This is a genomic window from Thiorhodococcus fuscus (assembly GCF_042682685.1).
Taxonomy (GTDB): Bacteria; Pseudomonadota; Gammaproteobacteria; order Chromatiales; family Chromatiaceae; genus Imhoffiella; species Imhoffiella fuscus.
In genome coordinates, this window is sequence record NZ_JBHUHX010000039.1 from 66,965 (window position 1) to 92,866 (window position 25,902).

The 25,902-nt window shown below is 59.7% G+C and carries 27 protein-coding genes; all 27 read left to right on the plus strand.

The features are described 5' to 3' along the window. Positions 1-31: 31 nt before the first annotated feature. Entirely contained in the window at positions 32-370 is a 339-nt protein-coding gene (gene fliE, locus ACFSJC_RS13910; RefSeq protein ID WP_386027571.1) for a flagellar hook-basal body complex protein FliE, read from the plus strand. 35 nt (positions 371-405) lie between these two features. After that, positions 406-2,106, plus strand: coding sequence for a flagellar basal-body MS-ring/collar protein FliF (gene fliF, locus ACFSJC_RS13915; protein WP_386027572.1), 1,701 nt, complete (start codon positions 406-408; stop codon positions 2,104-2,106). After that, entirely contained in the window at positions 2,090-3,106 is a 1,017-nt protein-coding gene (gene fliG, locus ACFSJC_RS13920) for a flagellar motor switch protein FliG (protein ID WP_386027573.1), read from the plus strand. The genes fliF and fliG overlap by 17 nt, the downstream gene beginning before the upstream one ends. Then, positions 3,103-4,020, plus strand: a complete 918-nt coding sequence (locus ACFSJC_RS13925; protein ID WP_386027574.1) for a FliH/SctL family protein — start codon at positions 3,103-3,105, stop codon at positions 4,018-4,020. Before fliG ends, ACFSJC_RS13925 begins: the two co-directional genes overlap by 4 nt. After that, positions 4,017-5,420: a FliI/YscN family ATPase gene (locus ACFSJC_RS13930; RefSeq protein ID WP_386027576.1), complete on the plus strand. Its 1,404-nt coding sequence runs from the start codon at positions 4,017-4,019 to the stop codon at positions 5,418-5,420. The genes ACFSJC_RS13925 and ACFSJC_RS13930 overlap by 4 nt, the downstream gene beginning before the upstream one ends. Next, positions 5,417-5,854, plus strand: coding sequence for a flagellar export protein FliJ (gene fliJ, locus ACFSJC_RS13935; protein WP_386027577.1), 438 nt, complete (start codon positions 5,417-5,419; stop codon positions 5,852-5,854). The genes ACFSJC_RS13930 and fliJ overlap by 4 nt, the downstream gene beginning before the upstream one ends. 19 nt (positions 5,855-5,873) lie before the next feature. Beyond that, complete coding sequence (locus ACFSJC_RS13940; protein ID WP_386027578.1) at positions 5,874-7,457, plus strand: flagellar hook-length control protein FliK; 1,584 nt, start codon at positions 5,874-5,876, stop codon at positions 7,455-7,457. A gap of 84 nt (positions 7,458-7,541) precedes the next feature. Beyond that, positions 7,542-8,111 (plus strand): flagellar basal body-associated FliL family protein, encoded by a 570-nt coding sequence (locus tag ACFSJC_RS13945; RefSeq protein WP_386027579.1) that lies wholly within the window; start codon positions 7,542-7,544, stop codon positions 8,109-8,111. A 9-nt stretch (positions 8,112-8,120) separates the two neighbouring features. Beyond that, complete coding sequence (fliM, locus tag ACFSJC_RS13950) at positions 8,121-9,101, plus strand: flagellar motor switch protein FliM (protein ID WP_386027581.1); 981 nt, start codon at positions 8,121-8,123, stop codon at positions 9,099-9,101. An 87-nt stretch (positions 9,102-9,188) separates the two neighbouring features. After that, entirely contained in the window at positions 9,189-9,704 is a 516-nt protein-coding gene (fliN, locus tag ACFSJC_RS13955; RefSeq protein WP_386027582.1) for a flagellar motor switch protein FliN, read from the plus strand. Positions 9,705-9,766: 62 nt separating this feature from the next. Continuing rightward, on the plus strand, positions 9,767-10,147 hold the full coding sequence (gene fliO, locus ACFSJC_RS13960; protein WP_386027583.1) for a flagellar biosynthetic protein FliO: 381 nt from the start codon (positions 9,767-9,769) through the stop codon (positions 10,145-10,147). Next, on the plus strand, positions 10,144-10,893 hold the full coding sequence (gene fliP / locus ACFSJC_RS13965; RefSeq protein ID WP_386027584.1) for a flagellar type III secretion system pore protein FliP: 750 nt from the start codon (positions 10,144-10,146) through the stop codon (positions 10,891-10,893). Before fliO ends, fliP begins: the two co-directional genes overlap by 4 nt. 11 nt (positions 10,894-10,904) lie before the next feature. After that, positions 10,905-11,174: a flagellar biosynthesis protein FliQ gene (gene fliQ / locus ACFSJC_RS13970; RefSeq protein WP_386027586.1), complete on the plus strand. Its 270-nt coding sequence runs from the start codon at positions 10,905-10,907 to the stop codon at positions 11,172-11,174. 25 nt (positions 11,175-11,199) lie between these two features. Further along, complete coding sequence (gene fliR / locus ACFSJC_RS13975) at positions 11,200-11,973, plus strand: flagellar biosynthetic protein FliR (protein ID WP_386027588.1); 774 nt, start codon at positions 11,200-11,202, stop codon at positions 11,971-11,973. A gap of 1 nt (position 11,974) precedes the next feature. Then, positions 11,975-13,120 (plus strand): flagellar biosynthesis protein FlhB, encoded by a 1,146-nt coding sequence (gene flhB / locus ACFSJC_RS13980; RefSeq protein WP_386027589.1) that lies wholly within the window; start codon positions 11,975-11,977, stop codon positions 13,118-13,120. Between the two features lie 5 nt (positions 13,121-13,125). Next, positions 13,126-15,234, plus strand: coding sequence for a flagellar biosynthesis protein FlhA (gene flhA, locus ACFSJC_RS13985; protein ID WP_386027590.1), 2,109 nt, complete (start codon positions 13,126-13,128; stop codon positions 15,232-15,234). Between the two features lie 22 nt (positions 15,235-15,256). Further along, on the plus strand, positions 15,257-16,471 hold the full coding sequence (locus ACFSJC_RS13990; RefSeq protein WP_386027591.1) for a flagellar biosynthesis protein FlhF: 1,215 nt from the start codon (positions 15,257-15,259) through the stop codon (positions 16,469-16,471). Continuing rightward, positions 16,458-17,285, plus strand: a complete 828-nt coding sequence (locus ACFSJC_RS13995; protein WP_386027592.1) for a MinD/ParA family protein — start codon at positions 16,458-16,460, stop codon at positions 17,283-17,285. The genes ACFSJC_RS13990 and ACFSJC_RS13995 overlap by 14 nt, the downstream gene beginning before the upstream one ends. Then, entirely contained in the window at positions 17,282-18,028 is a 747-nt protein-coding gene (locus tag ACFSJC_RS14000) for an RNA polymerase sigma factor FliA (RefSeq protein WP_386027629.1), read from the plus strand. Before ACFSJC_RS13995 ends, ACFSJC_RS14000 begins: the two co-directional genes overlap by 4 nt. Positions 18,029-18,074: 46 nt before the next feature. Next, positions 18,075-18,452: a chemotaxis response regulator CheY gene (gene cheY, locus ACFSJC_RS14005; protein ID WP_007041427.1), complete on the plus strand. Its 378-nt coding sequence runs from the start codon at positions 18,075-18,077 to the stop codon at positions 18,450-18,452. A gap of 150 nt (positions 18,453-18,602) precedes the next feature. Further along, entirely contained in the window at positions 18,603-19,376 is a 774-nt protein-coding gene (locus tag ACFSJC_RS14010; protein ID WP_386027593.1) for a protein phosphatase CheZ, read from the plus strand. Between the two features lie 26 nt (positions 19,377-19,402). Beyond that, positions 19,403-21,481: a chemotaxis protein CheA gene (locus ACFSJC_RS14015; RefSeq protein WP_386027595.1), complete on the plus strand. Its 2,079-nt coding sequence runs from the start codon at positions 19,403-19,405 to the stop codon at positions 21,479-21,481. 3 nt (positions 21,482-21,484) lie between these two features. Further along, a complete protein-coding gene (locus ACFSJC_RS14020; protein WP_386027596.1) occupies positions 21,485-22,573 on the plus strand; it encodes a protein-glutamate methylesterase/protein-glutamine glutaminase in 1,089 nt (362 codons plus the stop codon). 1 nt (position 22,574) lies between these two features. Next, positions 22,575-23,318 carry a flagellar motor protein gene (locus ACFSJC_RS14025; protein ID WP_386027597.1) on the plus strand — a complete coding sequence of 248 codons (744 nt, stop codon included), beginning with the start codon at positions 22,575-22,577 and terminating at the stop codon, positions 23,316-23,318. 11 nt (positions 23,319-23,329) lie between these two features. Then, entirely contained in the window at positions 23,330-24,247 is a 918-nt protein-coding gene (motD, locus tag ACFSJC_RS14030) for a flagellar motor protein MotD (protein ID WP_386027598.1), read from the plus strand. Between the two features lie 93 nt (positions 24,248-24,340). Beyond that, positions 24,341-24,823 carry a chemotaxis protein CheW gene (locus tag ACFSJC_RS14035; RefSeq protein WP_386027599.1) on the plus strand — a complete coding sequence of 161 codons (483 nt, stop codon included), beginning with the start codon at positions 24,341-24,343 and terminating at the stop codon, positions 24,821-24,823. Positions 24,824-25,571: 748 nt separating this feature from the next. After that, positions 25,572-25,859: a DUF2802 domain-containing protein gene (locus ACFSJC_RS14040; protein ID WP_386027601.1), complete on the plus strand. Its 288-nt coding sequence runs from the start codon at positions 25,572-25,574 to the stop codon at positions 25,857-25,859. Positions 25,860-25,902 lie beyond the last annotated feature (43 nt).

The window sequence follows — 25,902 nt, forward strand, 5'->3', positions numbered from 1 at the left end:
AGGGCCCTGGCGAATCACGGAGACGGCAGAGATGAGCGAAATGCAGATTCAGAATGTGCTGCAGCAGATGCGCGCACTCTCTCAGTCTGGCCGCGTGGAGGGTGCCGAGCCCGTCTCCAAGGTTGAACCGACTCGCGAGCTCGATGGAGAGGATTTCGCAAGCACGATGCGTGATGCCATTCGTTCCGTGAACCAGATTCAGAAAGAAGCAACGACCATGCAGACCCAATTCGAACTCGGCGACGCCAACGTTTCCCTACCTCAGGTGATGGTGGCGATGAACAAATCCTCGATCGCCTTCGAGGCGACCAATCAGGTACGTAACCGGTTGCTTTCGGCCTACCAGGAAGTTATGAGCATGCAGGTCTAAGGGCGTTACGGTTGCGATAGCGGAGATACTCGTCAATGGCGTCCTCTCTCACCGCTGCTCTATCAACGGGCCTCGATACGTTCAAGGAAATGTCCGTCGGGCGTCAGGTTGCGCTCATCGGAATGGTGACGGGCGGCATCGTGGCGGCTGCCGCCATCCTCTTCTGGGCCTTGAAGCCCACGTATGCTCCGCTGTTCGGGCAGATGGATGAGGGGGAAGCGGCCGAGGTGATGAAGTCCCTGACGCAGATGGGCGTGCCCTACAAGGTCGACAATGTCTCGGGTCGTATCGAGATTCCCAAGCAGCGGGTCGCCGAGACCCGTTTGCTGTTGGCCGGGCAAGGTCTGCCGAAGAGCGCCGATATCGGTTTCGAGCTCCTGCAACAGGATTCCGGGTTCGGAACCAGCCGCCTGATCGAGGGCGCCCGCTATCAGCGTGCGCTCGAGGGCGAATTGGGGCGTTCCGTGGCGACGCTGGAGCCGGTCGAGTCGGCGCGCGTGCATCTTGCCCAGGCCGAGCGCTCGGTCTTCGTGCGCGAACGTACCCCGCCGAGCGCTTCCGTGGTCGTGCGTCTTGCGGGAAATCGGAGTCTGACCGACGCCCAGGTCGCGGCGATCGTGCATCTGGTGTCGTCGAGCGTTCCGGAGCTCTTGCCGGAGCGTGTGACCGTTGTCGATCAGACCGGTCGTCTCATGACCGCCAAAGACGATAACGAGGGAAGCAAGCTGACGCTCGACAATCTGGATTACACCAGGCGTGTTGAGGCGGGTTTCGTCGAGCGTGTTCAGAGCCTGCTGACACCCATCGTGGGACGTGACCGGGTCCGGGTGCAGGTCGCTGCCGACGTCGACTTTTCGCGCGTGGAACGTACCCAGGAAAGCTACGATCCAGACCGCACGGCGATCCGTTCGGAGCAGACCAGCGAGGAGGAGAAGATTGGCGCGGATCCGGCGATCGGGGGGATCCCCGGCGCGCTGACCAATCAGCCGCCGCAGGGCGGTATCACCGGGAGACAGCAGCAGGCGGGCGATGCCTCCTCTGTCGTTCCGAGCAGTCGCAGTCAGCAGGCGACTCGCAACTATGAGGTCGATCGCACCATCGCTCACGTCCAGGAATCCCCTGGGGGCGTGAAGCGTCTATCGACGGCCGTGGTCATCGACTATCAGGATCAGACCAACGATCAGGGCGAGCCCGTGCGTGTCCCTCGATCCGAGGATGAGATGGACAAGATCCGCGCGCTGGTACGCGGGGCCGTCGGTTTCAACGAGGCTCGGGGCGATTCGCTGAATGTGAGCTCGGTCTCTTTCGTGCCTGATACACTTGATGATGAAGCGGTCAAGTTTTGGACCGAGCCCTGGTTCCTCGAACTGGTCAAAATCGTCGGCGGTTTCCTGACGGCCTTGCTCGTTCTGCTCATGGTGGTCAAACCGGCACTACAGCAGTTGGTTCCCAAGCCGCCCGAGTTGCAGGAGGCGCTCGAAGGTGCCGCTGGCGAGGGTGGAACCCGCGCCCTGACCGACGAGTCTGATTCGGATGAGGACGGCGACGAGGGCGAGGCGGGGGACGAGGAGCAACTGGCCTTGACTCAAGGGTCTTCGGCGGTCTCTGCGCTGCTCGGACCCAGGAGTAACCCGCAGCAGGACCTGGATCTCGAAGCCGTGCGTGAGATGATCAAAGAGGATCCCAAACTGGTCGTTCAAGTAATCAAATCCTGGTTGGATGGCGATGGCAACTGATCCCTCGAAAATGACCGGTGCCGAGCGGACCGCAGTATTTATGATGAGCCTCGGTGAGGCGTCTGCGGCCGAGATCCTGCGCCACATGGGACCGAAGGAGGTTCAGAAGATCGGTACGGCGATGGCGTCCCTGGACAAGGTGACGCGATCGGATATCGACTATGTGCTGCGCGAGTTCTCGGAGGCCGTGCAGGATCAAACCTCCCTCGGTGTCGGCGCCGACGACTATGTGCGTAGTGTGCTGATGTCTGCTCTGGGTGAGGACAAGGCGTCCGGTCTCATCGACAGGATTTTGCTCGGGCGCAATTCAAAGGGGTTGGAGGCGCTAAAGTGGCTTGATCCGCGCGCCATTGCTGAATTGATCCGCAACGAGCATCCCCAGATCGTCGCGATCGTGCTCTCGCATCTGGATCCGGATCAGTCGGCGGAGACCATGTCCTATCTGCCGGAGCGGATGCAGTCGGATCTGATCCTGCGCATCGCGACCCTGGATGGCGTACAGCCGGCCGCGTTGCAGGAACTCGACGAGATTCTGGAGCAACAGCTCTCTGGTAAGAACACGGCGAAGTCTTCCATGATCGGTGGCGTCAAGGCGGCAGCCGAAATCCTGAATTTCGTGGATACGGCGCTCGAATCCGTGATCATGGAGAGTGTCAATCAGGTCGACGAGGATCTGGCCGAGCGTATCCAGGAGTTGATGTTCGTCTTTGGCAATCTGGTCGGTGTCGACGATCGCGGCATCCAGACGCTGCTGCGCGAGGTCTCGACCGAGTCACTGGTGCTCGCCCTCAAGGGTGCCGAGGAAGAGCTCCGAGACAAGATCTTCAAGAACATGTCCAAACGCGCCGCCGAGATGCTGAGAGACGACCTCGAAACCAAGGGGCCGGTTCGAGTCAGCGATGTCGAAGTGGCTCAGAAGGAAATTCTGGCCGTTGCTAGGCGGCTTGCCGATAGCGGCGAAATCGTTCTCGGCGCTAAGGGTGGTGAGGGCATGTTGTGAGTCGCCTACGGGAAGCCGTGGTGGAGGATTTCGGCCCGGAGGTGCGTCGCTGGCTGCCGCCGGATGTTGGGGCCCCGCCACCTCCGCCCCCCGAGCCTCCCGAGCCCGAGATCGAGCCGCCCACCGAGGAGGAGGTTGCCGCCATCAAGGAGGAGGCGCGCCTCTCCGGTGCAGAGGCGGGTTTTCGCGAGGGGTATCAGGCGGGCTACAAAGAAGGGCGCGAAAAGGCCGACACCGAGGCGGCGGCTGAGTGTCAGGAGCGTGAGGCGCGCGAGCAGGAGCTGCGCGAGCAGACCGAGCAGCAGTTGCGCGAGACGGTCGCCGCCCTGGAAGGTATCGCTCACGACCTGGCCGACCCGCTGGCCTCGCTCGGCGACGACCTGGAGCCCGAGCTTCTCACCTTGACGGTGACCTTGGCCGAGCGCGTGATCATGGACACGCTCGATCGGCGGCCCGAGTTGTTGCAGGGTGTTCTGCGGCGTGCCTTGGATCAGTTGCCGTCACGCCAGCACAAGATCCGAGTCCATATCCATCCGGACGAACAGCAAATCCTCGAAACCTATGTCCAGACGCGGGACGAGGCCGTTTCCTGGATTCCGGATCCCGAGATGCGGCGCGGTGGTTGCATAGTGGAAAGTGGCCCGAGCCGTATCGACGCCCGCTTTGAAACGCGTTTGCGCCAGGCGGTTGAGGCCATCTGGGGTGAGTTGGCGCGACCGCTGGTGGCGGATGCTCCACCAGAGGCTGTCGACGCAGTGGCAACCGAAGAGGATGGGTCCCGGCTCGACGCGCATGAGTCGATGACGGATGCGTCCGACCCCGATGCACCGGAACCCGATACACCAGAGCCCGATGCGCCGGAATCCGAGTCCCTTTCCGAACCCAAGACGGACCCAGTTGATATCAGCCCATGACACAGACCATTCGCGACCTTCAGGATCGGGGTGCCGGACAATTGGCGCTCGGTTTGCGCGAGCGCCTGGCTCAGTCTCGTCAGCGTGTCGAGAAAGCGCCAGACCCTCAGCCGGAGGGCCATTTGTCGCGCATGGTGGGCATGACGCTGGAGGCTGAGGGGATCCGGCTACCGGTCGGGGGGCGTGCGGCCATTCATACCGTGAGCGGTCAGCGTCTCGGCGCGGAGGTTGTTGGCTTCAATGGCGAGCGGACCTTCCTGATGCCGGAGGGGCGGCTGGAAGGACTGATTCCCGGCGCTCGCATTGAGCCGCTGGAGCAGAGTCGTCGGATTCCCGTCGGTCCCGAGTTGCTGGGTCGCGTGGTCGATGCGCTCGGCAAGCCCTTGGATGGCGGTGGTCCGATTCGGACGCAGGAGGAGGTTCCGATCGAGGGGCGACCGATCAACCCGCTGACCCGGTCGCCGGTCAAGACCCCGCTGGATGTCGGGATCCGGGCGCTCAACGGGCTGCTTTCGGTCGGTCGTGGTCAGCGTCTCGGGCTATTCGCCGGCAGTGGCGTTGGTAAGAGTGTGCTGTTGGGGATGATGACCAAGCATACCGAGGCCGATGTGATCGTCGTGGGTCTGATCGGCGAGCGTGGCCGTGAGGTCAATGAATTCATCACTGAAATTCTGGATGTCGAATCACGTAAACGGACAGTGGTGGTGGCGGTTCCCGCCGATCAGTCGCCACTCCTGCGCCAGCATGGAGCATGGGTCTCGACGACGATTGCCGAGTATTTTCGCGATCGCGGACTCAATGTGCTGCTGCTGATGGATTCATTGACGCGTTTCGCCCAGGGGGCACGTGAGATCGCCATGGCGATCGGCGAACCTCCGGCCACCAAGGGCTATTCGGCCTCCGTATTCGCCCGTTTGCCGCAATTGGTCGAGCGCGCAGGCAATGGCGACGAGGGTGGCGGCTCGATCACGGCTTTCTATACGGTGCTCGCCGAGGGGGACGATCAGAACGACCCCATCGTCGATTCGGCGCGTGCCATCCTCGACGGGCACGTGGTGCTCTCGCGCGATATCGCCGCGACCGGACGCTATCCGGCGATCGATGTTGGCGCCTCGGTTTCGCGCGTTATGAGCGCTGTGGTGACCCCCGAACACCAGAAAGCGGCCTACCGGTTTCGCAATCTGCTCGCGACCTATATGAGCAACCGCGATCTGATCGCCGTCGGTGCCTACCGCAAGGGATCCGATCCGCAATTGGACGAGGCGGTGGCCATGCACCCACGGCTGGAGGCCTATTTGGGGCAGGATCGAACTGATGCGGCCGGATTCGATGCGTCTCGTCAGGCGTTGTTCGATCTGATCTCGGCGCCGAGCGGATTCAACCGAGGGCAGTCCGCATGAGCGTGAAACGTTTCCAGCGACTGCTCAAGATCCGCGAGGCCCAAGAGAACGAGGCGGCTGTCGGTCTAGCGGGGCGTCTCGCCGAGCTGAATCGTGCCGAGTTGCAGCATAAGCAGTTGTCCGAGTACCAAAGTCACTATCTCAATGCCTTGGTTCCCAACGATGTAAACATGCTGAAGCAATTGGGCTTGATGCACCAGCAATTACGCGAGGCGCTACAGCAGCAGGATCTGCGTGTCGCCGCCGCTCAGTCTCAGGTTGATCAGGCCAGAGAGATCTGGTTGGAGCGGCATCAGGCGAGCCTATCGCTGGATAAGCTGATCGAGCATCGTCGCCGGGCCGATGATGTTCGGGACAATCGCAATCAACAGCGCGAGCAGGACATGTGGGCGACTCGCAAGGCGTTTCAGCAGAATCCTGATAACGACATGTAACTGAGCGAGGAGATTCGAGATGATGCAATCGAGCGGCCTGCAAGCCAGCCTGTCCGGTTTACTCGCGCAGTTGTTCGGCGGTCTTTCGGGCGGTGGCGACTCCCTGGATGAGACGGGCGATTCAGCTTTTCTCGACGACCTCGGTGGGCAGTTGAAAGACCTGCTGATCGATCGAGGCGTGGATCCCGCTGAAATCGCCGCCATTAATGGCCAGGAACTGCTCGCACAGTTCGTGGCCTTGATCCAGGGGGCGCAACCGGTTCAGGAAGGGCCGGATTTTGCGGATGGACTGGCGTTGGGCGTTTCGGATGCATCGGATGGCTGGCCCGAAACTCCGACCGATTTGCTGGGGCGCCTCCTTGAGTCAGCGTCAGCTGGGACGGCGGTTGCCTCGGATCTGTTGGAATCCGGTTCGGATGTGCATTCTTTCTTGGCTGAATTGACGAATGCTCCCGTCTCCCAAGCCTCAACGGACAGGCTGGCTCGCCTTCTGGAATCGGCGTCCGTTGGCGTAGGGCGTGATCCTGCCGGGATGACATCCGACGCTGACGGCCGTTCGATGTTGGCCGCCTCGGCTGCGTCTGCGGATACGCGAATGCTGGCGGATCGGGTTGGGCGTGCTCTGGAGTCGATGTCCGCTGAAGCAGATGTTGCCTCCGAGGTTGTGGAGTCTGACTCTAACGGTCGTTCTGCCTTGGCCGCAGTAGCCACGTCTCCAGCGTCCCAAGCCGCGATGGATCGGTTGGGGCACCTCTTGGAGTCCGTGTCGAGGGAGAATAAGGCCGAACCCGGCGCCTCTACTGTGAGCTCCGACGTTCGTTCGCTTCTGTCCGACCTGGCCAATTCAGCCGATGTCAGGCGTGCGGCCTCCTCTGTTTCACCGTTGGCGGATGCAGGTCTGGTCTCGGGCGAAGCTGGGGCTACTGTGCCGTCGCCGGCTGCCGGTAGTATGGCGGATCGATTGAATCTGTCCTTGGATCGCGGCCCAATTTCAGGCATTGAAGAGGGTGTCGATAGCGGAATGGATCTCGCCGATTCTCAAGCAGACTCTCTTCAAAAGGATGCCGATACGGTCGTTAACGAGGAGGGGGTGTCGATGACGGCTGCGACGGCCACGACCTCGCGGTCGGCTGCGGGGGCCGGTTTGCAGCGGCCCGGTTCTTTGGACCTGTACAGGCTCCTACAGCCGGGCGGTGAGGCGCCTCTCGGCAAGCAGGTGAAATGGGTGTTGGGAGAGGGGCTTTCGAGGGCCGAGATGAAGTTACGGCCACCGAGTCTAGGGGGGCTGGATGTCAAGATCACCCAAGAGGGCGATAAGACGAGTGTCATTTTCGTCTCTCCGCATCCCATCGTGCGAGAGGTTCTCGAAGCGGCGATGCCGCGTTTGCGTGATGCGCTCGCTCAGGATGGAGTGTCGCTCGCAAATCTATCGGTCACCGATCAGGGGGCTCAGGGCGGCGACGCGTCTCCCGGTCGGGACGGGGCTCCATCGAACGAGGCGTCTCGGCAGGGCGATGCAGACGATGCGGAAACGATCGGCGAGCCTCTGTTGATCAATACGACGGTTTCGGCCTTGTCGAAACGTCTCGACTACTACATCTGATCGGTAGTCGATTCCGCTTTGCCCGAGCGAGCGGCCTACCGATCTCGATCAGACTATTCAGATAGGCACTCAGAGGTGTGAAGCATGGCAGAAAAGAAGAAGAAAGAGGAGCCCGCCGCAGAAGGTAAGGGGGGCGGGGGTAAGCTCAAGCTCATTATTGTGATCGTATCGGTGCTGCTGATTCTCGGTGCCGGGGGCGGCGCTGCATACTATTTTCTCGTTTTCGACAAGGCGGCAGAGACGACGGAGGAGGGCGCGGAGGCGTCGAAGCCTGAGGAGGAGGCTCAGCCGACTGAGCCGGATTCTCCTGAGGCGACCGCTCCGGCATCCCTGCAGGATCCTGTGATCTATTACGCCCTCGAGCCGATTACAGTGAATATCACGGCGCCGGGATCGGTGCGTTTCCTTCGCGTCAATATCACCATTGCGACTCGGAACGAGAGGGTGGTTGCGGCTGTCGAAAAGCACCTTCCGATGATTCGAAACGACCTTTTGTCTCATTTGTCGAGCCAGGATTCGGCTGCGCTCAATACGGCCGAGGGTAAGGACAAGCTACGGGAGGAATTGCATTCCATGATCTCTGCGGCTTTGACGCGATCCGCTGAACCGTCCGATATCGTCAACGTGCTCTTCACGGATTTTGTGATGCAGTAAGGCGGAATTATGTCACAGCAGACCGATATCCTCAGTCAAGACGAGATCGACGCGCTCTTGCATGGCGTCGATAGCGGTGATGTCGATACCGACGGAGAGGCATTCCCGGTCGACGGTCAGGCGCGATCCTACGATTTTGCGACTCAGGATCGTATCGTGCGCGGTCGCATGCCCACGCTCGATATGATCAATGAGCGCTTCGCCCGCTATTTGCGTGTCCATCTCTTCAATATGCTGCGCCGTGCTTCGGAGATCTCGGTCATTGGCACCAGGGTCACCAAGTTCTCTGAATATCTGCACTCGCTCTTCGTGCCGACGAGCCTGAATCTACTCCGAGTGAGCCCGCTGCATGGTACGGCTTTGATGGTTTTCGATCCCAAATTGGTCTTCAGTTTGGTCGATAATTTCTTTGGCGGCGATGGGCGTTTCTATTCGCGCATCGAGGGCCGCGACTTTACGCCGATGGAATTGCGCGTGATCCGAAGTCTGCTTGATGCGGCGTTCGAGGACATGCAGAAGGCATGGGAGCCGGTGATGGATCTGCGTTTTGAATTCATCAATTCCGAGGTCAATCCGCAATTTGCCAATATTGTGAGCCCGAGCGAGGTCGTTGTGATCAACGACTTTCATATAGAGCTCGAAGGCGGCGGAGGTAATCTGCATTTCACGCTTCCCTATTCGATGATCGAGCCGATTCGCGAGCAATTGGATACTGGGTTGCAGTCCGATCGTGCTGGTGTCGATAAGCGTTGGTTGAATGCCTTGCAGGAAGAGGTTCAATTGGCCGAAGTCCACATCAGTTCGGTGCTCGTTGAAAAGAATATGTCGGTTCAGCAACTTCTGGATGTGCGTCCGGGAGATATCCTGCCTATCGAGTTCCCTGAGTATGTTGTCCTCAATGTGGAGGATATACCGATGTTTCGCGGAAAATTTGGTGTTTCTAACGGAATCAATGCGATCAAAATCGACGAGGTGTTGGTTAAGAATTGATGAATAGTGAGGAGTGGCTAGGCCCTAATGCTTGAACATTTAGGGTGTTAGTTAGGTGGCTACTAAACCGGCCAGTGGCGTTAATTTATGAGTAGCGAGAGCGATATGGGCGCTGATCAGGATCCGAACGAGGCCATCGCCGACGATTGGGCGGCTGCCCTGCAGGAGCAGCAGGATAACTCCGACGATGATGGAAAGGCTTCCGGTCAGTCCGCAGCTGGCGCTAGGTCTGCCGAATCCTCTGCGCGTGACGGCTTCGCCTCGGCCTCCGCCGAGGCTTTGCAGGCTCGGCCAATGAGTCCGGAGGATTTCTCTGGTTGGCAGCCGGGCGATCCGCAGTCCGAAGTCAATCTCAACATGATTCTCGATGTTCCGGTCACCATTGCCATGGAGATCGGACGGACCAAGATTTCCATTCGGAATCTGTTGCAATTGAACCAAGGCTCGGTCGTGGAGTTGGATCGGCTCGCTGGCGAGCCGCTCGATGTTCTCGTGAATGGGACCCTGATCGCGCATGGCGAGGTCGTCGTCGTCAACGAAAAATTCGGTATTCGCCTCACCGATGTCATTAGCCCAAGCGAGCGGGTCAGGAAGTTGAGATGAGGCATTGGGTCCGTGCCGATTCGATTCCGTCCCGTATGGTTATGGGGTTCGAGACGATTCTCATGGCTTCGTCGGCACATGCGGATGCGCTAGAGGGCGGAGGGCATGCGGCAGCGGGATATCTGTCCCAGTTGATCGGTGGGCTGGCTCTGGTCATCGTCGCGATCCTGGTTTTCGCATGGTTCCTGCGGCGACTTTCGGGCGGTGCGACGCAGGGGCGTCAGGTGATTGATGTGTTGGCGGTTAAGCCGCTCGGAATGCGCGAGCGTCTGGTGCTGGTGCAGGTGGGCGGGGATCAGATCTTGCTTGCCATGACTCCAGCCGGGATCCGGCACCTCCATACTTTGACCCAGGCGGTCGATCCGGGTCTCTGCGCGGAGTCCGCGACCGTTGATTTCGCGGCTCTGTTGCGGCGTTTCGGTGGGAAGGGGTTGGGGGGATGAGGTTTCCCTGGCGGATGATTGCGGTCTTGCTCCTTGGCTTCCTTCCGGGAGTCGTTTGGGCGCAGATCGGGGGGCTTAATGCGGTGACCGTGACCACGGCCCCGGATGGCGGGCAGGTCTATTCGGTGACCCTGCAGATCCTCATCATCATGACGTTGCTGACGCTCCTGCCGTCGGCGCTGATCATGATGACCTCCTTCACCCGCATCATCATCGTGTTGTCGCTCTTGAGGCAGGGGCTGGGGACGGCCCAGGCGCCTTCCAGTCAGATTCTGCTCGGTTTGGCCTTGTTTCTGACCCTGTTCGTGATGGCGCCGGTTTTTCAGGAGATCTACGACACCGCGATCGTGCCCTATATGGACGAAAAGCTCGGCACGGAAGAGGCGTTGGTCAAGGCGGTCAAGCCGCTTCGGACCTTCATGCTGGAGCAGACGCGTGAGACGGATTTGCAGATGTTCGCGGAGATTAAGGGAATCGACGGTTTTGAGTCGCCTGATGACATTCCTCTTACCCTGTTGGTTCCGTCCTTCGTCATCAGCGAACTGAAGACCGCCTTCCAGATGGGATTCCTCATCCTCATTCCCTTTCTCATCATCGATATGGTGGTCGCCAGTGTTCTGATGTCGATGGGTATGATGATGCTGTCTCCCATGATCATCTCGCTGCCGTTCAAGATCATGCTCTTCGTGCTCGTCGACGGCTGGTCGCTTCTGATGGGTACCCTGGCCCAGAGCTTTTACTCCTGAGGAGGTGTCCGATGACTCCCGAAATGGTGATCGACGTTGGAAAGGAGGCGGGTGAGATCGTCGTCCTGATGGCGGCTCCGCCCTTGCTTGCGGGTCTTGTGGTTGGCCTCATCGTGAGCCTGTTTCAGACCGCGACCCAGATCCAGGAAATGACGCTCACCTTCATCCCTAAACTGCTCGCTGTGGGGGCGGCATTGGTGCTGGGTGGTCACTGGATGCTGTCGCTCATCAGCGATTACATCATCCGGCTTTATCACAACATCCCCAATATGATCGGCTGACGGGCGGCGTTACCCTCTCACTCGGATGACCTTTGCGGCCGACGACATACTGCTGTGGGTCGGCGCGATCATGTGGCCCTTCGTGCGCATCAGCGCCATGCTTTTGGTCGCTCCCGTCTTCGGTGGGCGTAATGTGAACGCGCGGGTGCGTCTTGGGCTCGGATTGCTGCTCGCGTTGATTGTGGCGCCCGATCTCAAGCCCGTTCCCGAGATCGATCCCTTGAGTCTTGATGGGCTGGTCGTGGCCGTCCACCAGGTGATCATCGGTGCCGCCATGGGGTTCGTGGTTCAACTCGTCTTCGCGGCACTGGTTCTGGCGGGCGAGAGCATTGCGATGTCGATGGGGTTGGGATTCGCCTCGGCGCTGGATCCGGTTAGCGGAATTCAGGTGCCCTTGATATCTCAGTTCTACACGGTTCTGGCGACACTCATTTTTCTTGCGCTCAACGGCCATCTGGTCCTGATCGATCTCCTGCTTCGCAGTTTTCAGACGCTCCCCATCGCCTCGGGTGGCATCTCGACCGATGATCTTTGGGCTGTGGTTCGGTTTGCCAGTGCCATGTATTCCAGTGCCTTGCTGATCGCTATTCCAGCTGTGGCATCATTGTTGCTTATAAATATCTCGATGGGGGTTGTCACGCGTGCCGCTCCCCAGCTCAATATCTTCGCGGTGGGGTTTCCCGTGACCCTGTTTGCGGGTTTCATCATTATCCTGCTGACACTTCCTCAGCTGAGCGTCCGGATCGGTGAGTCGCTGATGCTGGCTGTTCGGCTCGTTCGGCAGCTCGTGGGGGCTTGAGATGGCCGAGAACGAAAATGGCCAGGAAAAATCGGAGGCGCCAACCGGAAAACGCGTGCGCGATGCGCGTGAAAAGGGGCAGATCGCCCGCTCGCGCGAACTCAACACCGTCGTCGTTCTCTTGGCTGGCGCGACTTCGCTCTTGTTGTTTGGCGGCTATTTCGGGACTCGAATCGCAAATTTGATGACGGATGCCCTCGATTTGGAGCGCGGATTGATCTTCGATCCCGCGCTCATGGTGTCGCATCTGGCGGCGCTGATCGAGCGCGCCCTTTTGATTCTTGCGCCCCTGTTCGTGATTCTGGTTGTTGTTGCCTTGCTCGGACCCTTGCTGATTGGCGGAATCAATTTTTCGAGCAAATCGCTCACCCCTAAATTCTCCAAACTGAATCCGATCAGCGGTATCAAGCGGGTCTTTTCCGTGACGGGGTTGATGGAGTTGGTGAAGGGGATCGGGAAGTTCGTTCTGGTCGCTCTGGTCGCTGGTCTGGCAATCAAGATGATTTGGGGCACCCTGTTGGCGCTGGGCGATCAGCCTGTTGAGCAGGCTATCGTCCAGACGGGGCGTATGGCGGCGTGGGTCTTTCTGATCGCTTCGATCGCGCTCATCGCGGTTGCGGCGATCGATGTCCCTTTTCAGCTTTGGAATCACAACAAACAGTTGAAGATGACTCTGCAGGAGGTCAAGGACGAGTTCAAGGAAACGGAGGGTAAGCCGGAGGTCAAAGGGCGCATCCGTCAATTGCAGATGGAGGCGTCTCGGCGCCGCATGATGACCGAGGTGCCCAAGGCCGACGTGGTGATCACCAACCCGACGCATTATGCCGTTGCGCTCCAGTATCAGCCTGCGACCATGCGCGCGCCACGTCTGCTGGCCAAGGGAACGGACGCGACCGCCAAGGTGATTCGCGACATCGCCGAGGAGCATCAGATCACGCTGGTTGAAGCGCCGCGTGTCGCGCGCGCCATCTATTTCACCACCGATCTCGATCAGGATATTCCCGGAGGGCTGTTCGTGGCGGTGGCGCGCATTCTGGCTTACGTCTATCAGCTCAAGCGCGATGACCTGGGGGTCGATTTGCCCGATGAACTACCGGTTCCCGATGAGTATCTAGATCCGCAGAGTGCGCGACGAGCGCGGAGATAACCTGGATGACAACCCTCGTTGAACGTCTCGGCGGGATCGGGCGTCTCGGTTTGGGGGCGCCCGTTCTGCTCATCGCGTTGCTCGCAATGCTGGTGCTGCCGCTACCGCCCTTTCTGCTTGACCTGCTCTTCACCTTCAATATCGCTTTATCCCTGATTGTGGTGATGGTGGCTGTCTATACGCCGCGGCCGGTCGATTTTGCGGCCTTTCCCACGGTGCTCTTGCTGGCGACCCTGCTGAGGCTGGCGCTCAATGTGGCCTCGACGCGGGTCATTCTCCTGAATGGCGGTTCGGGAACCGAGGCGGCTGGTAAGGTTATCGAGGCCTTTGGCGAGTTCGTACTGGGTGGGAATTTCGCCATCGGCGTGGTGGTGTTCACCATTCTGGTCATCATTAATTTCGTGGTCATCACCAAGGGTGCGGGGCGTGTTTCTGAAGTCAGCGCGCGCTTCACCCTCGATGCTATGCCTGGCAAGCAGATGGCGATCGACGCCGACCTGAACGCTGGTCTTGTCTCTCAGGAAGACGCCCGTAAACGGCGCGAAGGTGTCGCTGAAGAGGCCGACTTCTACGGGTCCATGGATGGTGCCAGCAAGTTCGTTCGTGGCGATGCTATGGCGGGCATCCTCATCCTTTTCATTAATGTGTTGGGTGGGATCTTCATAGGGACCACTCAGCAGGACATGACCTTCGCGGATGCGGCGAACAATTTCGTCCTCTTGAGTATCGGGGATGGGTTGGTCGCGCAGATTCCCTCGTTGCTGCTCTCGTCCGCCACGGCCATCATCGTGACCCGCAGCACGTCCTCTCAGGACATGGGGCAGCAGGTCTTCAGCCAGATGTTCGCGAATCCGCGCGCGCTCTATGTGGCGTCGGGGATTCTTGGTGTCCTGGGGTTGATCCCCGGTATGCCGAATCTCGTTTTCCTCGGTTTGGCCTCCATGCTGGGTGGTGTCGGTTATTTGAACGCGCGCAAACCAGCCGCCGACGGTTCCGAGGTGGTCGAGCGTCTGCCGGAGGGGGTGGAACTGCCGGCGCCTGAGGACCGCGATCTGTCGTGGGACGACGTGCCAGCGGTCGATCTGGTCTCGCTGGAGGTGGGGTATCGTCTGATTCCCTTGGTCGACCGCAGTCAGGACGGACAGCTCATGGGACGGATCAAGGGGATTCGACGCAAGCTGTCTCAGGAGTTCGGTTTCCTCATCCAGCCGGTGCATATTCGCGACAACTTGGAGTTGGGTCCCAATCAATACCGAATTTCGTTGTTGGGTGTGACGGCGGCGGAGGCGGAGGTCTTCCCCGAACGCGAGTTGGCCATCAATCCCGGTCAGGTCTATGGGTCGGTGGCGGGGACGCCGACCAAGGACCCCACCTTCAATCTGGATGCGCTCTGGATCGATCCGGCCGACCGCGAATCGGCTCAAGCCGCCGGTTATACGGTCGTGGATACGGCGACTGTCATCGCGACCCATCTGTCTCAAGTGTTCCGTGAGAATGGACATCGTCTGATCGGCCATGAGGAGGTTCAGCACCTGCTCGATCAGTTGGCGCGGCGTTCGCCCAAGCTCGTCGAGAACCTCTTTTCGTCTAAGGCGCTCTCCTTGGGTGTGGTGCTCAAGGTGCTTCAGAACCTCCTAGCCGAACAGGTCTCCATCCGAGATCTGCGCACGATCGCCGAAACATTGGCGGAGCGTGCGGTGAAGAGTCAGGATCCCGCCGCTTTGACCGCCGCCGTGCGGGTCGCCTTATCGCGCTCGATCGTTCAGGATCTCATCGGTCCGGACGAAGAGCTGCCTTTGATCGCGTTGGATCCGGCGCTGGAACAGCTTTTGCATAAGTCCCTGCAGGGGAGCCAGGGCGAAACCGTCGGTATCGAGCCTGGGTTGGCCGAGCGGGTGCAGCGGTCGGTGATGGATGCCGCTCGGCGTCAGGAATCGGAAGGGGCTCCCGCGATCTTGGTGGTGGCCCCCGAGATCCGGTCCTGGATCGCTGGTTGGCTGCGGGGGGCGGTGCGGAATCTGGCCGTGCTGGCATTCACGGAGATCCCCGACAACCGACGGATTCGGGTCGTGGCCACCGTTGGAAAGAGTGAGCCGGCTCAGGCGCGGGCGTGATTCAACGAACAGGAGTAGATAGATGAATGTGCGGCGATACAGGGCACGTGACATGCGCGATGCGATGCGCCAGGTGCGCGAGCATCAGGGCTCGGACGCGGTCATTCTGTCGAGCCGTCGTGGCGATGACGGCTTGCTTGAGGTGGTCGCCTCGCTCGATGCTGCGCCCGAAGTCGGTTCGTCGTCATTTGCGCAGGGCCTTGGAGAAACGATCCCTGTCGACCCTCAGTTGGCCGCCATGCGTCGTGAAATCTGCGATCTGCGGACCCTGTTGATGCAGCAGCAGGCTTTCTCCGAGAGTGACCAATGGGCTGCGCGTCATCCGCTGGCGTCCCAATGTATCGGGCGTTTGATGCAAAGCGGCTTCTCGGAGAAGCTCGCTCGCAGCCTGGCCGGAAGTGTCCAGGAGGACAGCTCGGAAGAGATGGTGTGGTCCAGATTGCGCTCGCGTCTTTCGGCCTCCATCGCTACGACATCCCCCACCGTTCTCGATCAGGGTGGTATGCTCGCGCTCGTGGGCTCGACAGGGGTTGGTAAGACGACGACCTTGAATCGGCTTGCGCTGCGTCAGATTCGTCGGATGGGACCCGATTCGGTGACCCTGGTGACGCTCGACAGACAACGCATCGGGGCCTATAAGCAGTTGCAGGCATTCGGTCAGATGGCCGGGATTCCAGTGATGTTGTTGGAGAGCGAGCGCGATCTGACCGCCTTGACCAATCGGGCGACAGAGGGGAAGCTGGTCCTGATCGACACTCAAGGCCAGGCGGCGCGGGACGCAGCTGAACGGCGTCTCTTCGCTCAGGTACGCAACGAAGTTGATCTGGAAACCTGGCTGGTTGTCGCCGCGACCCATCAGTCGGCTGTTTTGAGGCAGGTGTTGCAGTCGTTCCAGGTATGCGATCCGGCCGCGCTGGTCTTGACCAAGGTCGATGAAGCGGAGCAACTGGGCGAAACCCTGTCGGTGCTCTTGGAGCAGCGTACCGGCCTGGTTTTCTATTCTGACGGCCAGCGACTCGACGAAGATTTTCACAAAGCGGACACCATGTATCTTACGCGCCTTGCATTGCAGGAACCCGCCTATTCGGCTCCCCCTTCGCAAGATCGGGATGCCATGCTACTCAAGCCGGTTTCGGTCGACAGAGTGCCGGCTACCTCACAGACTCAGAGTTTGCGGGATGGTATGGTGCTTGAGTCGATTGTGCCTTTCAGGAAGGCCCTTCATGCAGCCTACTAGGACTCGGCAGCTCAAGAGCATCGCGATCGCCAGCGGCAAGGGCGGGGTTGGAAAGACCAATGTCGCCGTCAACCTCGCCGTTGGTCTGGCGCGAATGGGGCGTCACGTGATGCTGTTCGATGCCGATCTTGGTTTGGCCAACGCTGATCTTCTTTTGGGATTGCGGCCTACGAAAACGCTGCACGATCTGGTGGCCGGTCGGGCCGACTCGCTGGAAGAGATTCTCGTGGAAGGACCTCACGGCTTGATGTTGGTGCCTTCGGCCTCCGGTATCGGCTCCATGGCCAATTTGACGCCTGCCGAGCATGCCGGGTTGATTCGTGCCTTCAGCAGCTATCAGAATCCGCTTGATGTGCTGATTGTGGATACGGCTGCCGGTGTGCAGGATTCGGTGACCAGTTTCTGTCGGGCGGTTCAGCATGTCTTCGTGGTCGTGTGTGATGAGCCGGCTTCCTTGACGGATGCCTATGCACTGATCAAAGTGCTGCACCAAGAACACGGTTTGAGGCGTTTTCGGGTGATTTGCAATATGCTGCGCTCGCCCGAATCTGGACGTAAACTGATGCACAAGCTCACAGCGGTGTGTCATCAGTATCTGCCTGATGTGGTTTTGGAGGCCGCGATCAGTATCCCGATGGATGACAGTCTGCGTCGAGCGGTTGTCAAGCGGGAGCCGGTTGTGAGCCTGTTTCCCGGCAGTCCATCGGGTCGAGCCTTCATTGAACTCGCCCGACAGATGGACCGTTGGACGGCTGCCGAGACCGATATAGGCGGAATCGGCTTTTTCGTTGAACGGATGTTGCAAAGTGCCTGATGGCCCTCAATCGCTTGCGATCAGGATATCCAGATGTCGCCAATCAGTCGGAGCAGCTGGTTGCGGCTAATATCGATCTCGTGCGACGTATCGCCCATCATCTCGTAGCGCGTTTGCCGGCCTCGGTTCAGGTCGAGGATCTGGTTCAGTCGGGCATGGTGGGTCTGATCGAGGCGGCACGCCAGTTTCAGTCCGGGCAGGGAGCCGCCTTTGCGACCTATGCGGGGATTCGCATTCGCGGCGCCATGATCGACGAGCTGCGTCGCGCCGACTGGACGCCACGCTCCGTGCACCGCAATACGCGGCGCATCTCGGAAGCGATCCGACAGGTCGAGGGTCGAGAAGGCCGTGCGGCGCATGACCGCGAAATCGCGCAGGCACTGGATACCTCGCTCGACGAGTATCATATGATGCTCCAAGATTCGGCCAGCTCGCAGATCCTGGGACTGGAGGATCTATTCGGCGAGGATGCCGATCCGGATAGGATGTTGCCTGGGGGAGAGGCCGCTCCGCTTGAGCACCTGGAACGTGAGCAGTTCCGCGATGCCGTGGCTCAGGCTCTGGCGGGTTTGCCGGACAAAGAGCGTCTAGTGCTTGCGCTCTATTACGATGAAGAATTGAACTTAAGAGAGATCGGTGGCGTCATGGGCATCACCGAATCGCGTGTGAGCCAGATTCGCAGCCAGGCCTTGCACCGGCTGCGCGTCCGTTTGCAGGAATGGATCCACGAGGCTGGCTCGTGAATGTCAACCCGACCAATGCCATTGGGAGCTTTGTGTGGACAAAGGCATGAAAATCCTCGTCGTGGACGATTTTTCCACGATGAGACGCATTATCAAAAATCTGCTTCGTGAACTGGGGTTCAATAACACCACTGAGGCGGATGACGGGAGTACCGCGCTTCCGATGTTGAAGGGCGGCAACTTCGATTTCCTCGTGACCGACTGGAATATGCCGAACATGGAAGGTATTGAGTTGCTTCGCGCGGTACGTGCGGATCCCGAGCTCAAATCGCTTCCAGTGCTCATGGTTACGGCCGAGGCCAAGCGCGATCAGATTGTTGAGGCCGCCCAGGCAGGCGTCAACGGGTATATCGTCAAGCCCTTCACGGCCGAGACCCTCAAGGAGAAGATCGACAAGATCTTCGAGCGTATTGAGGCGGGGTGATCCAGCGGGTGTCCGCGCGGATTGCCTCCATGGCGCCTAGTCGGTTCGTGGAGTGCGGATGTTCATCATCGACACGACGTTGCGGCATCCGAATTTCTGGTCAAGCTTGACCAAAGGTCACTATGTACAGAGTTCGCCCGGGAACGATAGATGGACACTGACGACACGAGCACCAAGGCACAGCTGGATCTCGCGCGCCAACTGGTAGCGCATCTGGAAGCGGGTGAGGGAGATCAGGCAACCGCAGTCATTCGGCAACTGCGCATTCCCCACGAGCGTGAGCTGTTCGACGAGCTCGGCAAATTGACGCGGGACCTGCATGAGGCGTTGAACAGCTTTCGGGGGGATTCACGCCTCGTCGAACTCACTCGGGACGAAATTCCGGACGCGAAGGAGCGGTTGAACTACGTCGTCACCATGACGGAGCAGGCGACGCATCGCACGCTGAATGCCATTGACGAGGCGATGCCGGTGGCCGAGACGCTCCATTCGGGTTCGCTCGAATTGGCCGAGCGCTGGGCTCGCTTCCGCAACCGCGAGCTGTCCGTCGACGAGTTCAGGGATCTGGCGCGCGATCTCGACGGCTATTTCGCTCAAGCCGGTGTGGAAACCGAGCGTTTGCGCTCGCTCATCTCGGAAATCATGATGGCTCAGGATTTCCAGGATCTCACTGGTCAGATCATACGTCGCGTGATTCGGCTCGTGCACGAGGTCGAGGAAAATCTGGTCGGTTTGATTCGCCTCTCTAGCGCCAGGATGGAGCCGGCGAAAACGGTCGAGGATAAATCGGCCGGAAAAGTCCAGCAGGAGGCCGTCGGTACCATGGGGCACGGGCCTGTCGTCCCCAACACCGTAGATGCGGCGGCTGATGTCGTCAGTGGGCAGGACGATGTTGACGCACTGCTTTCTAGTCTGGGCTTCTAGCCCGCCGACCTCTTTGGTGATCATGCATGGCAATCGATCCGAATGATGAGATTCTTCAAGACTTCCTGGTCGAGGCTGGAGAGTTGCTGGAGGCGCTCAACGAACAGTTGATCGACCTGGAGCAGAATCCCGAGGATCGGGATCTGCTCAATGCGGTATTCCGCAGTTTTCATACCATCAAGGGCGGTGCTGGATTCCTCAATCTCAATGCCCTGGTGGAGGTCTGCCATCACGCCGAGGACGTCTTCAATCTTCTGCGCAACAACCAGCGCAAGATCGATGCCTTTTTAATGGACACGGTCCTGCGGGTGTTGGACGTGCTCAATGTCATGTTCGGCGATCTCAAGATGGGGAAGGAGCCCGAGCATGCGCCACCGCAACTGGTCGCTGCACTCGCTGGGCTGGCCTCTCCCGATGCGGTAGCGGCTGCGCCGACCGCCGCGCCTCAGGCTCCGCCGCCGTCGCCTCCCGAGCCTGCGCCTGAACCGGTTCCCGAGACGCAGGATGCGTCAGAATCCCCGGACGATATCAGCGAGGCCGAATTCGAGGCACTGCTGGATGCCTTGCCGCGCGATGGCAGTGCCGCCGCTGGTGACGCAGCTGTCGAGAAGGCGCCTGCATCGCCACCGCCGGAGGGTCAGGACGCATCGTCCGATTTGATCACGGAGGACGAATTCGAGGCGCTCATCGATCAGTTACACGGAGGCGGCGCGGCGGCGGCTCCCGCACCGAAGTCTCCTGCTCCCGTGTCTGCGGCTCCTGTCGCTCCTCAAGTCGCGACGAAGGAGGTGGCGGTACCCAAATCATCCCACGCGCCACCCGTTGCCGACTCGGCTTCCGTATCCGAGGTGGAGGTGGCGGGGAAGAATGCCCGTGCCTCGGTCGGTGAAACATCGGTTCGCGTCGATACCCAACGGCTAGACGAGATCATGAATCTGGTCGGCGAATTGGTGCTGGTGCGAAACCGCATGAGCATGCTGCGCACCCGGACAGCAGACGACGAGCTTGGTAAGGCCATCGGCGCGCTCGCTCTGGTGACGGCCGACCTTCAGTCCGCTGTGATGAAGACGCGGATGCAACCGATCAAGAAGGTGTTCAGCCGTTTTCCGCGTGTCGTGCGCGATCTGGCGCGCAGCCTAGGGAAGGAGATCGAACTCGAAACCTTCGGTGAGGAGACGGACCTCGACAAAAATCTGGTCGAGGCGCTGGCCGATCCGCTCGTTCACCTCATCCGGAACGCCGTCGATCACGGTGTTGAGATGCCCGATGTGCGCGAGGCCAGCGGCAAGCCACGCAGGGGGACGGTGATTCTCGGTGCAGCCCAGGAGGGCGACCACATTTCGCTGCTCATTCAAGACGATGGGCGAGGCATGGATCCGGAGAAGCTTCGCGCCAAGGCGCTGGAAAAGGGGCTGCTGGATCCGGCCATGGTCGAACGAATGACGGATCGAGAGTCCTTCAATCTCATCTTCATGGCCGGGTTCTCCACCAAGGAAGAGATTTCGGATGTCTCCGGTCGCGGCGTTGGCATGGACGTGGTCAAGACGCGTATTGCCCAGCTCAATGGCTCGGTCGAAATCGATTCGGTGCTGGGCGTGGGAACCAAGCTGCATGTCAAGTTGCCGCTGACTCTGGCGATTCTCCCCGCGCTGATGGTTATCCTCGACGGCAGGCGTTTTGCCATTCCATTGGCCTCCGTTTCCGAAATATTGGACCTGGATCTGACTCGGACCCATTTTGTCGACGATCAGGAGGCGATCATGGTCCGTAGCCATGCCTTGCCTCTCTACTACGTGTCGCGCTGGCTGCATCCCTACTCACTGATCGAGCCCAGGTCGGATGCCCATGTCGTTGTGGTGCACGTCGGTCAGCGCAAGGTCGGTTTGGTGGTCGATGGTCTCGTGGGCCAGGAGGAGGTTGTGATCAAGCCGTTGGGGCGTGGTCTGCAGGGCGTTCCAGGGCTTGCCGGGGCTACTATCACCGGTGATGGCGGAATTGCATTGATCATTGATGTGCCCGAGCTTCTGACACTGATGGGACGTCCCGGCTACGGTGGGCGCGCTGCGCGGGCGGAGCCGGCGATGGTGTCGGAGGCGGGGGGCTGATTGATGGCATTGCGCGTCGTCGTGGTTGATGACTCGGGTTTCTTTCGACGGCGCATCGTCGAGATTCTCAACGCGGATATCGGTATCGAGGTGGTTGGTACCGCCGCGAACGGCATGGAGGCCATTGAGGTTGTCAAGCGGCTCGATCCAGATGTCGTGACGATGGATATCGAGATGCCGGTGATGGATGGTATATCCGCCGTTCGTCGCATCATGGCGGAATCGCCAAGACCCATTCTCATGTTCTCGACGCTGACGACTGAGGGGGCGAAGGCGACTCTAGATGCCCTGGATGCGGGGGCGACCGATTTTCTGCCCAAACGTTTCAGCGAGATGGCGAAGGATGAGGATTCCGCCAAAATCCTGCTCCGCCGCCGTGTTCGAGCGCTGGGACGCAGTCGGTTGAGGGCCGGCTCGCAGGCCCATGTGGAATCGCGTGATCGGGCGGCCTTTGCTGAGCCCGCTCCAGTGGTTACGAGACCGATGACCTCGCTGCGCGCGCCGGTAGGAACCCTGCCCCTGCATTCGCTGCGCGCCGTCCTCATAGGGACCTCTACAGGGGGGCCAGTGGCCTTGCAAGAGGTTCTGAAGGGGTTGCCCAAGTCGTTTCCCTTGCCGATCGTTCTCGTTCAGCATATGCCGGCAAGTTTCACCCCGGCCTTCGCCGAGCGATTGAATAGTCTGTGCCAGATCGAGGTCAAGGAGGCTGCGTCCGGTGATGTGCTCAAACCTGGATGCGCCTTGCTCGCGCCCGGCGGACTGCAGATGGTCCTGGAAGGGGGCGGTCAGACTCGGGTTCGAATTGAAGAAAGTCCACTTGGCACCATCTACAAGCCTAGCGTCGATATCACCTTCAATTCGGCGGTCTCTGCGCTCAAGTCCCAGGTTTTGGCCGTCGTGCTGACTGGAATGGGTGCGGATGGACGCGAAGGTTCGCGGGCGCTGAAGGGGCAGGGTGCGCATGTTTGGGCACAGGATGCGGCTTCATCCGTCGTGTTCGGGATGCCAGCCGCCGTTATCGATGCAGGACTGGCTGATCATGTCTATTCGCTCAAGGATTTCGGACCGGCTCTGGTAAAGGGTTTCTGCTGACATGGATATCCTGAGTGTGGTGGGGATCCTGTTGGGTCTCGTCGCCATCTTGGGTGGGGCTATCGCCAAGGGAAGCAGTATCGGTGCACTCTGGAATTTAGCGGCGTTCCTCATCGTCGTCATCGGCACTCTCGGGGCCACCCTCGTTCAGGCGCGCGTTCCCGTGTTCCTGCATGCCTTGCGGATCTTCCCCTGGGTGTTCGTTCCAGCGAATCTGGATGCGCGGGCGATGATCGAGCGGATCGTCGGCTGGTCGCTTCTGTCGAGAAAGGAAGGCCTGCTTGGGCTCGAAAACGCCTCCGATGTGGAGGAGGATCCTTTTCTTCGCAAGGGGTTGCAACTGCTCGTCGATGGCGTGGAACCCCAATCGCTGCGACAGATACTCGAGTCCGATCTGGATAGTCGAGAGGCGTTCGATCTGCAGGGCGCCAAGGTTTTCGAGAGCATGGGGATCTATTCGCCGACACTCGGCATCATCGGCGCGGTCATGGGTCTGATGGCCGTGATGCAGAATCTGGCGGATCCGAGCATGCTTGGGCATGGTATTGCTGCAGCCTTCGTCGCGACCATTTATGGGGTTGGCTTGGCCAATCTCTTTTTTTTGCCTGTGTCCAATAAGCTCAAGGGAATCGTTCAGGCGCGGGTGAATTATCAGGTCATGTTGCTCGAAGGCTTGATCTCGATCGCTGAGGGGGAAAACCCGCGCAACATCGAGAACAAACTCAGCGGATTTATTCAAGGCTGAGGGACGGATTCATGGCGCGTCGGCGCAAGATCGAGGATCATGCGAATCACGAGGCCTGGGCAATACCCTATGGCGATCTGGTCACACTGCTCATGGCCTTTTTCGTGGTCATGTACGCGGTGTCCGTCGTGGATGTGGGCAAGTATCGTGTTCTGTCGAACTCCTTGGTCGAGGCGTTTGGGGCGCATGCGCCGATCGATCCGATCCAGGTCGGAGACCCTAGCCTGGACTTGAATCTGCTGACGGATGACGTCCAGCGTTCGCTCGCGCCACGCGTGCTCGATCATTCCGGGGGTGATTCGCGTCAGGACTACGTAGCCGCCATGGAGACGCGCTCGCCGACCGAGGTTGCCATCGAAAGTGCGCTCGATAGCGTCTCTGGAGAGGATCGCAAGCGGATGCTGCGCGAAATCGCAGAGATGTCCGAAGAGATTGAGGGTGCGTTGGGGCCGCTCATCACTGAGGGTGACATTCAAGTCAAGCGCAAGCCCTATTGGCTCGAGATCACCATCAATACGAACCTATTGTTCACCAGTGGGTCGGCGACCCTGGAGCCCGCCGCGCGTCCTGTACTTAAGGATGTCGCTCGGATCCTTTCGAAGCGTGATGCGCGTATCCATGTCGAGGGCCATACCGATGATCAGCCGATCCGCAATTCGATCTATCCTTCGAATTGGGAGCTCTCGTCTGGCCGCGCAGCCACCGTCGTCAATCTATTCGCCCAAAATGGGATAGATCCCAAGCGCATGGTGGCGATCGGGTATGCAGAATTTCAGCCTGTGGCCGATAACGATACGGAAGAAGGTCGATCGCAGAATCGCCGCGTCGCAGTGGTCGTGTTGCCTGGACCTTCCCCGGATCGTGATGGGACGTCGGAGCCGGAGCGGCTCCGACGTGATTACGAGGGGGGGATTGGCGAGCTTCGCTGAGCGCGTCTCAGCCTAGACCCTAGGTCTGGAGTATCGTCATCGTTCGGCGGCACCCGATTATCAAGCGCTTTTGCTTAGACCCGTGAGGAAGCAATGACCACATCAGATTCTCAGAGCAAGAACCAAGGGCCTTCTTCGGCTTTCGTAACCTTTAGTTTGGCCGAGGAGACCTATGCCATCGACGTGCTTCAGGTACAAGAGGTCCTGAAGCTCACCGACATCGCGCCCGTGCCGGGTGTTCCGGATTTTATCCTGGGCATCATCAACTTGCGTGGGGACGTGGTGACAGTGATTGACGCGCGGCGTCGTATGGCGCTGCCGGATCGAGAGCCAGATGACGCCTCCCGTATCGTCATCATCGACGTGGATAACCAGAATGTCGGTATTCTCGTCGATGCGGTCGCGGAGGTGGTGCAGATCTCGCCCGATGCCGTCGATCCAGCGCCAGCCGTCGGCAACGACCAGACGAGCCGTTTTATCTTGGGTGTGACCAGCACGGCAGAGGGGCTCACGATCCTGATCGATCTGAACAAGCTGCTCTCCGATGACGAATGGTCGATTGTCCGAGACGTCTAAACGCGTTGGGCGATGAGGGCGCTTCGCGTGTGTCTGGGTGGTTTCTGGATGCCTGGATGGTAGGCGTATCCTCTGGCTGCGGGAGATTCGCATGAGTGATCCGATCAAACCGTTGCCGCCGGTTTCTGCTCAGAACCCATCGCGTTCCTCGGCCGATGAACAAGATCGGAGTTTTGCCAAGTCTTTGTATTGGCCACGTTCGTCGAATCAGCCTGTCGAGCGTCGCTTGGGCAATCGGCGCTCTGGAGAGCGAAGGCGTTTCGAGCGGCGTAGAGATGAGCGTCGATCCGACGATAGGCGTACGGGCGAGCGCTTGTCCGACGACCGGCGAGACGTGGACCGTCGTGGCGTGGATCGGCGGGTTTCGGACCGTCGATCGAGTGATCGGCGCGGTTTGTCAAAAAGCGGTACGCAAAGGTTCGCTCAGGTGGGTGCCTCCAAACCGGGAAAGGGGACGGATAGAAATCGTCGACGCCGACGCGGCATCATTGATGAGTATGTTTGATCGCTGGAGCCCGACAGTTGGTCGGGCTGTAAGGCCTGTGGCGGACGCTGCATGATTTCCGGTATGAATGTTCCTCCTTCGGTTCTCCTTGTCTTGGTGGGGGTGACATTCGTGCTCGCGGTCCTCGCTTTGGTCGTCATCATTCGTCTCTCTCGAACTGTGAAGCAGTTGCGGGACCTGGTTCACGACCTCAAGCGAGACCAGCAACGCCAGAGTACGGCCCTCCTGTCCTTGCACGGTGCCATGAAAACCATCTCCGAAGACGTGATCAGCCATGGACAGATTCAATCCTCGGTGAGACGGACGCTCGAACGTTTGGTGGATCAGCAGAGCCAGATGCAGTTGCGCGAGGTGGATGAGGGGTTGTATCCGCAGGCGATTCGGCTGATTCAGAGCGGTCGAGGGCGTGATGAGGTTCAACGGCTCTGTTCTCTGACCGATTCGGAAGCGGATCTCCTGTTCAGTCTGCATGCCCCAGGGGCCGTCGTTACGAAAGGCTCGCGGGCAGCGGTTTCATCACGTGATCGGTGAGCTCGAATCGAGTCGGCTCCGGGCGCCAAAGAAGGGACCACCT

Coding starts and splice junctions, on each gene's coding strand:
- fliE (WP_386027571.1), top strand. CDS start 32: ATGAGCGAAATGCAGATTCAGAATGTGCTGCAGCAGATGCGCGCACTC.
- fliF (WP_386027572.1), top strand. CDS start 406: ATGGCGTCCTCTCTCACCGCTGCTCTATCAACGGGCCTCGATACGTTC.
- fliG (WP_386027573.1), top strand. CDS start 2,090: ATGGCGATGGCAACTGATCCCTCGAAAATGACCGGTGCCGAGCGGACC.
- ACFSJC_RS13930 (WP_386027576.1), top strand. CDS start 4,017: ATGACACAGACCATTCGCGACCTTCAGGATCGGGGTGCCGGACAATTG.
- fliJ (WP_386027577.1), top strand. CDS start 5,417: ATGAGCGTGAAACGTTTCCAGCGACTGCTCAAGATCCGCGAGGCCCAA.
- ACFSJC_RS13940 (WP_386027578.1), top strand. CDS start 5,874: ATGATGCAATCGAGCGGCCTGCAAGCCAGCCTGTCCGGTTTACTCGCG.
- ACFSJC_RS13945 (WP_386027579.1), top strand. CDS start 7,542: ATGGCAGAAAAGAAGAAGAAAGAGGAGCCCGCCGCAGAAGGTAAGGGG.
- fliM (WP_386027581.1), top strand. CDS start 8,121: ATGTCACAGCAGACCGATATCCTCAGTCAAGACGAGATCGACGCGCTC.
- fliN (WP_386027582.1), top strand. CDS start 9,189: ATGAGTAGCGAGAGCGATATGGGCGCTGATCAGGATCCGAACGAGGCC.
- fliO (WP_386027583.1), top strand. CDS start 9,767: ATGGCTTCGTCGGCACATGCGGATGCGCTAGAGGGCGGAGGGCATGCG.
- fliP (WP_386027584.1), top strand. CDS start 10,144: ATGAGGTTTCCCTGGCGGATGATTGCGGTCTTGCTCCTTGGCTTCCTT.
- fliQ (WP_386027586.1), top strand. CDS start 10,905: ATGACTCCCGAAATGGTGATCGACGTTGGAAAGGAGGCGGGTGAGATC.
- fliR (WP_386027588.1), top strand. CDS start 11,200: ATGACCTTTGCGGCCGACGACATACTGCTGTGGGTCGGCGCGATCATG.
- flhB (WP_386027589.1), top strand. CDS start 11,975: ATGGCCGAGAACGAAAATGGCCAGGAAAAATCGGAGGCGCCAACCGGA.
- flhA (WP_386027590.1), top strand. CDS start 13,126: ATGACAACCCTCGTTGAACGTCTCGGCGGGATCGGGCGTCTCGGTTTG.
- ACFSJC_RS13990 (WP_386027591.1), top strand. CDS start 15,257: ATGAATGTGCGGCGATACAGGGCACGTGACATGCGCGATGCGATGCGC.
- ACFSJC_RS13995 (WP_386027592.1), top strand. CDS start 16,458: ATGCAGCCTACTAGGACTCGGCAGCTCAAGAGCATCGCGATCGCCAGC.
- cheY (WP_007041427.1), top strand. CDS start 18,075: ATGAAAATCCTCGTCGTGGACGATTTTTCCACGATGAGACGCATTATC.
- ACFSJC_RS14010 (WP_386027593.1), top strand. CDS start 18,603: ATGGACACTGACGACACGAGCACCAAGGCACAGCTGGATCTCGCGCGC.
- ACFSJC_RS14015 (WP_386027595.1), top strand. CDS start 19,403: ATGGCAATCGATCCGAATGATGAGATTCTTCAAGACTTCCTGGTCGAG.
- ACFSJC_RS14020 (WP_386027596.1), top strand. CDS start 21,485: ATGGCATTGCGCGTCGTCGTGGTTGATGACTCGGGTTTCTTTCGACGG.
- ACFSJC_RS14025 (WP_386027597.1), top strand. CDS start 22,575: ATGGATATCCTGAGTGTGGTGGGGATCCTGTTGGGTCTCGTCGCCATC.
- motD (WP_386027598.1), top strand. CDS start 23,330: ATGGCGCGTCGGCGCAAGATCGAGGATCATGCGAATCACGAGGCCTGG.
- ACFSJC_RS14035 (WP_386027599.1), top strand. CDS start 24,341: ATGACCACATCAGATTCTCAGAGCAAGAACCAAGGGCCTTCTTCGGCT.
- ACFSJC_RS14040 (WP_386027601.1), top strand. CDS start 25,572: ATGAAAACCATCTCCGAAGACGTGATCAGCCATGGACAGATTCAATCC.